Origin of the sequence: Acidovorax sp., assembly GCF_016783915.1 — a bacterium.
In the GTDB taxonomy this organism is placed as follows: Bacteria; Pseudomonadota; Gammaproteobacteria; order Burkholderiales; family Burkholderiaceae_C; genus Acidovorax.
Genome location: NZ_JADHVT010000179.1, coordinates 1 through 8,813, shown reverse-complemented (window position 1 = coordinate 8,813; position 8,813 = coordinate 1). Strand labels below are relative to the sequence as shown.

The 8,813-nt window shown below is 66.6% G+C and carries 7 protein-coding genes and 1 pseudogene; 4 read left to right on the top strand and 4 right to left on the bottom strand.

The genetic code is table 11. The features are described from left to right. The 4 genes from ISS20_RS21700 to dgoD form a co-directional block, all read left to right on the top strand. A partial coding sequence (locus tag ISS20_RS21700) for a dihydrodipicolinate synthase family protein (protein ID WP_291439467.1) occupies positions 1-831 on the top strand: 831 nt, incomplete at its 5' end. Positions 832-842: 11 nt separating this feature from the next. Beyond that, positions 843-1,892, top strand: coding sequence for a 2-dehydro-3-deoxygalactonokinase (locus ISS20_RS21695; protein WP_291439465.1), 1,050 nt, complete (start codon positions 843-845; stop codon positions 1,890-1,892). Continuing rightward, positions 1,889-2,548 (top strand): 2-dehydro-3-deoxy-6-phosphogalactonate aldolase, encoded by a 660-nt coding sequence (locus ISS20_RS21690; RefSeq protein ID WP_116749616.1) that lies wholly within the window; start codon positions 1,889-1,891, stop codon positions 2,546-2,548. Before ISS20_RS21695 ends, ISS20_RS21690 begins: the two co-directional genes overlap by 4 nt. A gap of 58 nt (positions 2,549-2,606) precedes the next feature. Continuing rightward, positions 2,607-3,755: a galactonate dehydratase gene (dgoD, locus tag ISS20_RS21685; RefSeq protein WP_099729999.1), complete on the top strand. Its 1,149-nt coding sequence runs from the start codon at positions 2,607-2,609 to the stop codon at positions 3,753-3,755. 518 nt (positions 3,756-4,273) lie between these two features. Here the strand turns inward: dgoD and ISS20_RS21680 are convergent. The 4 genes and pseudogenes from ISS20_RS21680 to ISS20_RS21665 form a co-directional block, all read right to left on the bottom strand. Beyond that, on the bottom strand, positions 4,274-4,696 hold the full coding sequence (locus ISS20_RS21680) for a universal stress protein (RefSeq protein ID WP_291439459.1): 423 nt from the start codon (positions 4,694-4,696) through the stop codon (positions 4,274-4,276). Positions 4,697-4,757: 61 nt separating this feature from the next. Next, complete coding sequence (locus ISS20_RS21675) at positions 4,758-7,280, bottom strand: cation-translocating P-type ATPase (protein WP_291439457.1); 2,523 nt, start codon at positions 7,278-7,280, stop codon at positions 4,758-4,760. 19 nt (positions 7,281-7,299) lie between these two features. Beyond that, complete coding sequence (locus ISS20_RS21670) at positions 7,300-8,277, bottom strand: FAD:protein FMN transferase (protein ID WP_291439455.1); 978 nt, start codon at positions 8,275-8,277, stop codon at positions 7,300-7,302. Beyond that, a pseudogene (locus tag ISS20_RS21665) lies at positions 8,258-8,813 on the bottom strand (oxidoreductase); the annotation flags it as partial. The pseudogene ISS20_RS21665 and the gene ISS20_RS21670, both read right to left, overlap by 20 nt.

Genomic DNA, 8,813 nt, shown 5'->3' with positions numbered 1-8,813 from the left:
TGCCTCGACTTCATGATCGATGCAGGCGCGGATGGCGTCTGCATCCTGGCCAATTTCTCCGAGCAGTTCTCGCTGTCCGACGCCGAGCGCGAAGTCCTCACCCGCACATCGCTGGAGCATGTGGCTGGCCGCGTGCCAGTCATCGTCACCACCACCCACTACGGCACCCGCGTGTGCGCCGAGCGCAGCCGCGCCGCGCAGGACATGGGCGCGGCCATGGTGATGGTCATGCCGCCCTACCACGGTGCCACCTTCCGCGTGCCCGAGGCGCAGATTTACGAGTTCTATGCCCGTGTGTCGGATGCGATCCGCATCCCGATCATGGTGCAGGACGCGCCCGCCAGCGGCACCATGCTTTCGGCCCCCTTCCTGGCCCGCATGGCGCAAGAGATTGAAAACCTGGCCTACTTCAAGATCGAAGTGCCCGGCGCCGCCAGCAAGCTGCGCGAGCTGATCCGCCTGGGCGGCCATGCCATCGAAGGCCCGTGGGACGGCGAAGAAGCCATCACCCTGCTGGCCGACCTGGATGCGGGCGCCACGGGCGCGATGACGGGCGGTGCGTTCCCCGACGGCATTCGCCCCATCATCGAAGCCCACCGCCAGGGTGACATGGACCAGGCGTTTGCGCTCTACCAGCGCTGGTTGCCCCTCATCAACCACGAAAACCGCCAGGGCGGCATCCTCACGGCCAAGGCACTGATGAAGGAAGGCGGCGTGATCGCCTGCGAGGCAGGCCGCCACCCCTTCCCGGCCATGCACCCCGAGGTGCGGCGCGGCCTGATCGACATCGCACGGCGGCTGGACCCGCTGGTGCTGCGCTGGGCACGCTAAGCAGGACGCGCATGGTGCCTGCACGTTTTCTGGTGCCCGCCGAGGCGGGCCTGATTGCCCTGGACTGGGGCACCAGCGCATTGCGCGCCTTCCGCATGGGCGCGCATGGCGAGGTGCTGGAGACCCGGCACCGCCCCTGGGGCATCATGAACCTGCCCCCCGCCACCGCGAGCGCGGCAGACGGCGAGCCTGGCGCCGCGTTTGAACGCGCACTGCAAGACACCTGCGGCGACTGGCTGGCCGCCACACCCGGCCTGCCCCTGCTGGCCTGCGGCATGGTGGGCAGCGCCCAGGGCTGGCGCGAGGCCAAGTACCTGCCCACGCCCACCTCGCTCGATGAACTGGCGCGGGGCCTGACGCTGGTGGCACGGCGCGATGGCCCGCCGCTGCACATCGTGCCGGGCCTTTTGCAGCAGGGCACGTTGCCCAACGTGATGCGTGGTGAAGAGACCCAGGTGCTGGGCGTGCTGGCAGGCCTTGCGCTGTCAACGGATACGCCCGTGCTCATCGGCCTGCCCGGCACCCACAGCAAATGGGTGCTGGCACGCCGGGGGCGCATCGAGCAGTTTCACACCTTCATGACCGGCGATGTGTTTGCCGCGCTGCGCGGCCACACCATTCTGGGCAAGACCATGCAGGCCGCAGCCGCGCCCGACGACGCCGCCTTTGCGCGCGGCCTGGAGGTGGCGCGGGGCAGCGATGCCGCACTGGGGCTGCTCTCGCACATCTTCAGCACGCGCACGCTGGGCCTGACCGACGCGCTCGCCCCCACAGCGCAGGCGGACTACCTCTCGGGCCTGCTGATCGGGCACGAGGTGGCCAGCCTGGCACGCGCACAGGATCAAACCCCAACAGCACCACAAACGCTGGTGCTCTGCGGCGAGCCCGACCTGTGCCGCCGCTACGCCGTCGCACTGCAGACCTACGGCTTTGCCGCCCCCACCATCGCCACGCAAGCCACGGCCACCGGGCTGTGGCAGATCGCGCTGGCAGCAGGGCTGGTCGTTGCGCCCGCGCCCTCCCCCTCACACCCCTTCACCGCCGGGAGTCTGGCCGCATGAACCCCATCGACAAAGCCCTCTTCCACATCCTGCAGCGCTGCGGGCTCATCGCCATCCTGCGCGGCGTGCAGCCGCACGAGGTGGTGGCCATCGGCCATGCGCTGTACGACGCGGGGTTTCGCATCATCGAAGTGCCGCTCAACTCGCCCGAGCCGCTGGCCAGCATCCGCGCGCTACGCGATGCACTGCCTGCCGACTGCCTCGTGGGCGCAGGCACCGTGCTCTCCATCGATGCCGTGGCCGATGTGGCCGCAGCGGGCGGGCAGATCATCGTCATGCCCCACAGCGACCCCGACGTGATCCGCGCAGCCCGCGCCGCTGGCATGGCCTGCGCGCCCGGCGTGGCCACGCTGACCGAAGCCTACGCCGCGCTGGCAGCGGGCGCCAACATGCTCAAGCTGTTCCCTGCCGAGGCGCTGCCGCCCCATGTGCTCAAGGCCTGGCGCGCCGTCATCACGCCGCCCATGGCACTGGTGCCCGTGGGCGGCATCGTGCCCGAGAGCATTGCGCCCTATGCCGCCGCTGGCGCCAGCGGCTTTGGCCTGGGATCGGCCCTGTACCGGCCCGGTGACCAGGCCCCCGAAGTCGCGCACAAGGCGGCAGCGTTTGCGCGGGCGTGGCAGGCGTCCTTTGGCACCGCGCCCGCCACGGCCTGAACCGCCCCCCTACTCGTTCCAGACAACCCAGCACTTCTGAACCGACTGCCCATCCCCCATGAAGATCACCCGACTCACCACGTTCATCGTCCCGCCGCGCTGGTGCTTCCTCAAAATCGAAACCGACGAAGGCATCACCGGCTGGGGGGAGCCCGTGCTGGAAGGCCGCGCGCACACCGTGGCCGCTGCGGTCGACGAGCTGGCCGACTACCTCGTTGGCAAGGACCCGCGCCACATCGAAGACCATTGGACCGTGCTGTACCGGGGCGGCTTCTACCGAGGCGGCGGCGTGCACATGAGCGCGCTGGCCGGCATCGACCAGGCGCTGTGGGACATCAAGGGCAAGGCGCTGGGCGTGCCCGTGTCCGAGCTGCTGGGGGGCAATGTGCGCAGCCACATCAAGGTGTACAGCTGGATCGGCGGCGACCGCCCCAGCGAGACAGCCGCCGCCGCCCAGGCCGCCGTGGCGCGCGGCTTCACAGCCGTCAAGATGAACGGCACCGAAGAGGTGCAGTACGTGGACAGCTACGACAAGGTGGAGCGCTGCCTGCAGAACGTGGCCGCCGTGCGCGAGGCCGTGGGGCCCAATGTGGGTATTGGCGTGGACTTCCACGGCCGCGTGCACCGGCCCATGGCCAAGGTGCTGGTCAAGGAGCTGGAGCCCTACAAGCTCATGTTCATCGAAGAGCCCGTACTGAGCGAACACGAAGAGGCGCTGAAGGAGATTGCCCGCATCTCCTCCACCCCCATCGCCCTGGGCGAGCGCCTGTACTCGCGCTGGGACTTCAAGCGCGTGCTGCAAGGCGGCTATGCGGACATCATCCAGCCCGATCCGTCGCACGCAGGTGGCATCACCGAAACCCGCAAGATCGCCAGCATGGCCGAGGCCTACGACGTAGCCCTGGCACTGCACTGCCCGCTGGGCCCCATTGCACTGGCGGCCAACCTGCAGCTGGACGCGGTTTGCTACAACGCCTTCATCCAGGAGCAAAGCCTGGGCATCCACTACAACCAGGCCAACGACCTGATGGACTATGTGTCCAACCCCGGGGTGTTTGCATACCAGGACGGCATGGTCGCCATCCCCACCGGGCCGGGGCTAGGCATTGAGGTGAACGAGGACTATGTGCGCGAGCGGGCGCAGGAGGGGCACCGGTGGAGGAACCCGGTGTGGCGGCACCGGGATGGGAGTTTTGCGGAATGGTGAGAGGGTGGGAGCCTTGTTAGCTGATTCAGCGGTAGTGGGCTGCTTTAGGCTGAACGGAGTCACTCAGGTTTGAGCTCTTGGACGAAAGCGGCGGCCGTCAACAGTCTTTCGACGGTCGACCCTGCGTAAGACTGCTTCACCTTCAAAACCGGGCACTCGGCCATCATTGACCGCGAACTGGTAGCGAACGTCCGGATGGGCTCAAGTTGAGCCGGCTCCAGCACGTCGCGTGGAGTTGGCTAGGTGCCTGATATTTCTGAAGCACAGGTCCGCTAAGCCGACTCTGCTCCCTACCCAAAGGAGCTCAAATGCGCAAGGGCCTGCTGGATACCGACTTACCGATCTATCATCGAGTGACAGTAATTCAGAATCGCTGGGAACTGGTGCTTGCGCCCACTCACTCGGTGCGCGATCGAGAGGCTTGAAAGAGATCACGGCCAGTCGAAGCATTGGCCTTGTGGATGACGTGAAATCCGCGAGCAGCTCGTCGACACCGTCTGGGATTTGCCGTCCTGCTGTCAACGTATCAAAAGCACCGGCGTATTGCAAAGTGAAAGCACCTTGGTCGCGACCGAACCCAGCAAAAGGCCGCTCATTGCGCCTCGCCCTTTCGTGCCCATCATCAAGAGGTCGAACTTTCCCTGCTGCGCCAGCTTGGCGATGTTTGCCGCTGCCGATCCGATCCTGTGCACGTATTTCGCCTCAATGCCCTGCTCAACAAGAAACCTGCGGACAGGGGCCAGCACAGCTTCTGCGTCCTCATCGTAAAACCCACGCACCATATCCTTGTCCAAAAATGCCGCCGCAGGATGCGGTACTGCCGCTGCACAGTGAATCACCGTGTATCGGTGTTTCGAACCCAGCCATTCACCGTGCGTGCTGAGATAGGTCAACATGTGCTTGGTGTATGCACTCCCGTCCACTGCCAACAGTATTTTCATATTTGCACCTCTTGCTGATTCGGTGTTTGTACTCGTCGCTTGCGCCCGTGCCGGTTGCTGATCAATGGCCTGGCGCGGGCTTGGCCCGTGAGCCATGTAAGGACAGTACGCGCTTGGTGAGCTGAAAAAGCAAGACCATGGACAAGCCAATTACCAGCGACGCCAGCCAGTACCCAGGCGGAATAGGCACGAAGCGGAAGGGGTGCGCCAGAAACGGCACCACGGTGATGGCGGTCAGCGCCGCCAGCGTGCCCGCCAGCACCCAACGCCCCACCGCACTCAGGCCTTTGAACAGGCTGCGCCAAGTGGTCTGTACCGACCGGCTGGCCAGAATCAGCACGGCATTTGCCGTCACCAGCACCACAAAGGCTGCCGTGCTGGCCATGCCGGCCGCCACATCCTGGTCAAGCAACAGCGCATACAGACCTACGACAACCAGCGTCACCCATCCACCCATGGCCAAGCTTTGACCGACGTGGCCAGCCGACAGCAGTGGCTCTAGCGCGCCTCTCGGTGGCTGCTGCATCAGACCGGGGTCGCCTTCTTCAGCTTCGAAGACCAGCGAGCAAGCCGGGTCGATCACCAGCTCCAGAAAGGCGATGTGCAAGGGTGCCAGCACCAGCGGCAGACCCAGCACTACGGGCAGCACCGCCAGGCCGACGATCGGTACGTGCACAGCCAGCGTGTAGACCATGGCTTGCCGCAGGTTTGCGAACGTGCGGCGGCCACGGTGGATGGCATCCACGATGGACGAGAAGTCGTCCTGAAGCAGCACCAGGGCCGCAGCCTCGCGTGCTACGTCGGTGCCGCGCTGGCCCATCGCAATGCCGATGTGGGCCGCCTTCAGTGCGGGCGCATCGTTGACGCCGTCACCCGTCATCGCCACCACTTCGCCGCGCTTCTTCAGGGCCTGCACCAGGGCCAGCTTTTGTTGCGGTCGCACGCGCGCGAACACGTTCACTGTCGCCAAGCGATGCGCCAGTGTGGCGGCGTCCATGTCGGCCAGGTCGTCGCCGGTCACGACCTCGCTGCCCTGGATGCCCGCCTGTTCTGCGATGGCGCGCGCGGTGCGGGGGTGATCGCCAGTGATCATGATCACGCGAATACCGGCCTGTCGGCACTGCGCAATTGCCTGCGGGACGTCGTCGCGCAGCGGGTCGGCCAGGCCGATCAGGCCGATCCACTCGAACTCGAAGTCGTGCTGGATGGCTGGCCAGCCCTGACCGCTGGGATAGCGTGCCTTCGCCACCCCCAATACCCGAAGGCCATGGTCGGCCATGCGGGCAGCTTCGGCGCTCACCTCGCCGCGCTGCGCATCGTTCAGGTGACACAGGTCGGCCACCGATTCGGGGGCGCCCTTGGCGGCCACCACATCGTGCGGCACGGCATCACTGCTCCACAGGTGGCTCATGGCCAGCAATTCTGGCGACAGCTCGTACTCGCGCGCCAGATTCCACTGCGGATGCAGGTGTTCGGTATTGGCAAGGTGCTCGCTCGCCAGGCGGTGAAAGGCCTTCTCCATCGGGTCGTGCGGGTCGATCTCGCTGGCCAGCACAGCGTATTCCAGCAGTTCGTGAAACGCCTCTGGCAAAGCTTGCGGTTCCAGGGCATGCGTGTCGAGTTGTCGCCCGCTCGTTGACAGCGCGGCCACGGTCATGCGGTTCTGGGTCAGCGTGCCGGTCTTGTCGACGCACAGCACGGAGGTCTGGCCAAGCGTTTCGATGGCGTTGAGCCGACGTGTCAGCACCTGGTGTGCCGCCAGGCGGCGGGCGGCCAGCGCCAGGAAGACGATCATGATGACTGGGAACTCCTGCGGGAGGATGCCCATGGCCAGCGTGATACCCGCCAGCAACGCGTCGAGCCAGCCGCCACGCAGCGTCCAGTACAGCAGCACCAGAACCCCGCACAGTGAAACACCGATGATGACCAGGCGCCGTGTCAGGCGCGCCATCTCGTCGCGCAGCGGTGAGGCCTGCAACGCAATGTCTTGCAGCGATTGGCCGATTCGCCCCAGTTCGGTCGACCGCCCAATGCTTTCCACGCGCATCAGACCTTGACCTTGCACCACGAGCGTGCCGGCGAAGGCACGGTCGCCCAATGCCTGTTTGGCCACAGGCTCGGACTCGCCGCTGAGCATCGACTCGTCGGTGGCCAGTTCGTGTGCCTGCAGCAGCAACCCATCCGCAGCGATGCGGTCACCCTCCGACAGGATCAGCAAGTCTTCCCGCACCACGTCGCGCCCAGGAATGCGCAGCGTCTGTCCACCACGCACGACGAGCGCCCGCGGGCTGGACAGATCCCGCAGAGCATCCAGGGCGTTGTCGGTGCGCCGCTCCTGCAACGCTGTGAGGGTCATGATGATCAGAACAAAGCCCAGCAGGATCAGTGCCTCGCGGGTGTCGCCCATCACCAGGTAGATCGTGCCCGCCCCCAGCAACAGCAGGAACATGGGCTCACGCACCACCTCCCAGGCGATGTCGCGCAGCGTGCGGCGCTGGCTCACCCCCAGTTCGTTGGGGCCTTCTTCGCGCAGGCGCTGCGCGGCCAAGGCTGGGTCGAGTCCGGAGGGTTGCTGGGTGGGCATGGGTTTGTCGTCTTTCTCGTTACAGCGTGGCGGGGCTGCCAAACCGCCCCAACCCCATCTCCACCAGCCCCTCGGATCGGCGCAGCAGGAACAGCACCTCCAAGCCCATGCGCTGCGCCATACTGAGACCTTCGCCGGGGCCTGACACCAGCAAGGCGGTGGCCCAGGCATCGGCGTGCATGCAGCTGCTGGCCAGCACGGTAACCGATGCCACGGCGTTGTTCACGGGCGCGGCGCGGCGCGCGTCCATGCTGTGCGCCAGGCGCGCATTACCCACGGCCAGATAGCGCCGGTAGTCGCCCGAAGTGGCCACTGCCAGGTCTTGCAGTTCGATGACCCCGTGCACCGCGCGGCGCCCTGTCTCGGGCTGCTCCAGCGCCACCGCCCAGGAGGCGCCGCTGGCCTGACCGCCCACAGCGCGCAGCTCGCCATCGAGCGCCACCAAAGCGTTTTGCACGCCGTGCTGCTGCAGCACCTTGGTCATGCGGTCGACCGCATAGCCCTTGGCGATACCGCACAGGTCGAGCTGCAACGGAGCGCGCTTACGGGCGCGGCCGGCGGGGCGATCCAGCTCCAGGCATTCGTGCGTGGGGCGCGACGCGGGCTGTCGCGCGCTGCGGATGGCCACGGCGTCAGGTGCGTCGCGCACCGCGCCAAAGCCCCAGGCATCGACCAGTGCCCCAACGCCCGGATCAAACGCGCCCGCACTCAGGCGGCAGATGTCGAGCGCGCAGTCCAGTACATCCATGATTTCCGTGGGCAGGTCCACCCAGGTGTCCACGGGCGCGTGGTTCAGGCGCATGAGGTCGCTGTTCGGTTTCCAGGGCGACATCTGCTCGTCCACCTGCCCCACCGCAATGGCGAGGTCCTGACCCAAGGCTGTCAAGTCCAGGGCGGTTTCTGCGTCGAGACTGACGGACCAGCGCGTTCCCATGGTCGGGCCGTGCAGGGTGGTGCGCTGGTACGGTGCCGCCGCTTCAGAAGACATCTTCGGCATAGCGCTCTTTGGCTTTGAGCTGCGACACGCTCATCTGCAGCGGCGCGAGCACGGCGTCCAGCGCCTCGGCCACGCCCTGAGCCATGGCGCGACCGCCACAGACCCGTACGATGGCGCCCTGCGCCACCAAAGCACGCAACTGCTCGGCATGGCGGCGCAGGGCGTCCTGCACATAGCCGCCGCCATCGGGCACGCGGGAGAACACCGTCTGCAACGTCGCCAGGCGCCCTTCGACCAGCCAGCGCTGAATCTCGGGGCCGAAGAAGAAATCGCGCGCCGGGTCACGCCCACCAAAGTACAGGTGCATAGGCGCGTGGCGGTCGTTGCGGCGGATGAACCCCGCCAGCGGTGCCACGCCGGTGCCCGCCCCGATCAGCACCACCGGCCGCCGCGTGCGCGGCAGCGCAAAACCGGGGTTGGAACGGATGAAGGCGGTGACAACGTCCCCCGGCTGCAGGCCCAGCAGATGGGTGGAGCACAGGCCGCCGGGCATCTGGCGCACGCAGATTTCCAGAAACCCGTCTGCCCAGCCCGAG

Coding starts and splice junctions, on each gene's coding strand:
- ISS20_RS21680 (WP_291439459.1), bottom strand. CDS start 4,696: ATGAAAATACTGTTGGCAGTGGACGGGAGTGCATACACCAAGCACATG.
- dgoD (WP_099729999.1), top strand. CDS start 2,607: ATGAAGATCACCCGACTCACCACGTTCATCGTCCCGCCGCGCTGGTGC.
- ISS20_RS21690 (WP_116749616.1), top strand. CDS start 1,889: ATGAACCCCATCGACAAAGCCCTCTTCCACATCCTGCAGCGCTGCGGG.
- ISS20_RS21695 (WP_291439465.1), top strand. CDS start 843: ATGGTGCCTGCACGTTTTCTGGTGCCCGCCGAGGCGGGCCTGATTGCC.
- ISS20_RS21670 (WP_291439455.1), bottom strand. CDS start 8,277: ATGCCGAAGATGTCTTCTGAAGCGGCGGCACCGTACCAGCGCACCACC.
- ISS20_RS21675 (WP_291439457.1), bottom strand. CDS start 7,280: ATGCCCACCCAGCAACCCTCCGGACTCGACCCAGCCTTGGCCGCGCAG.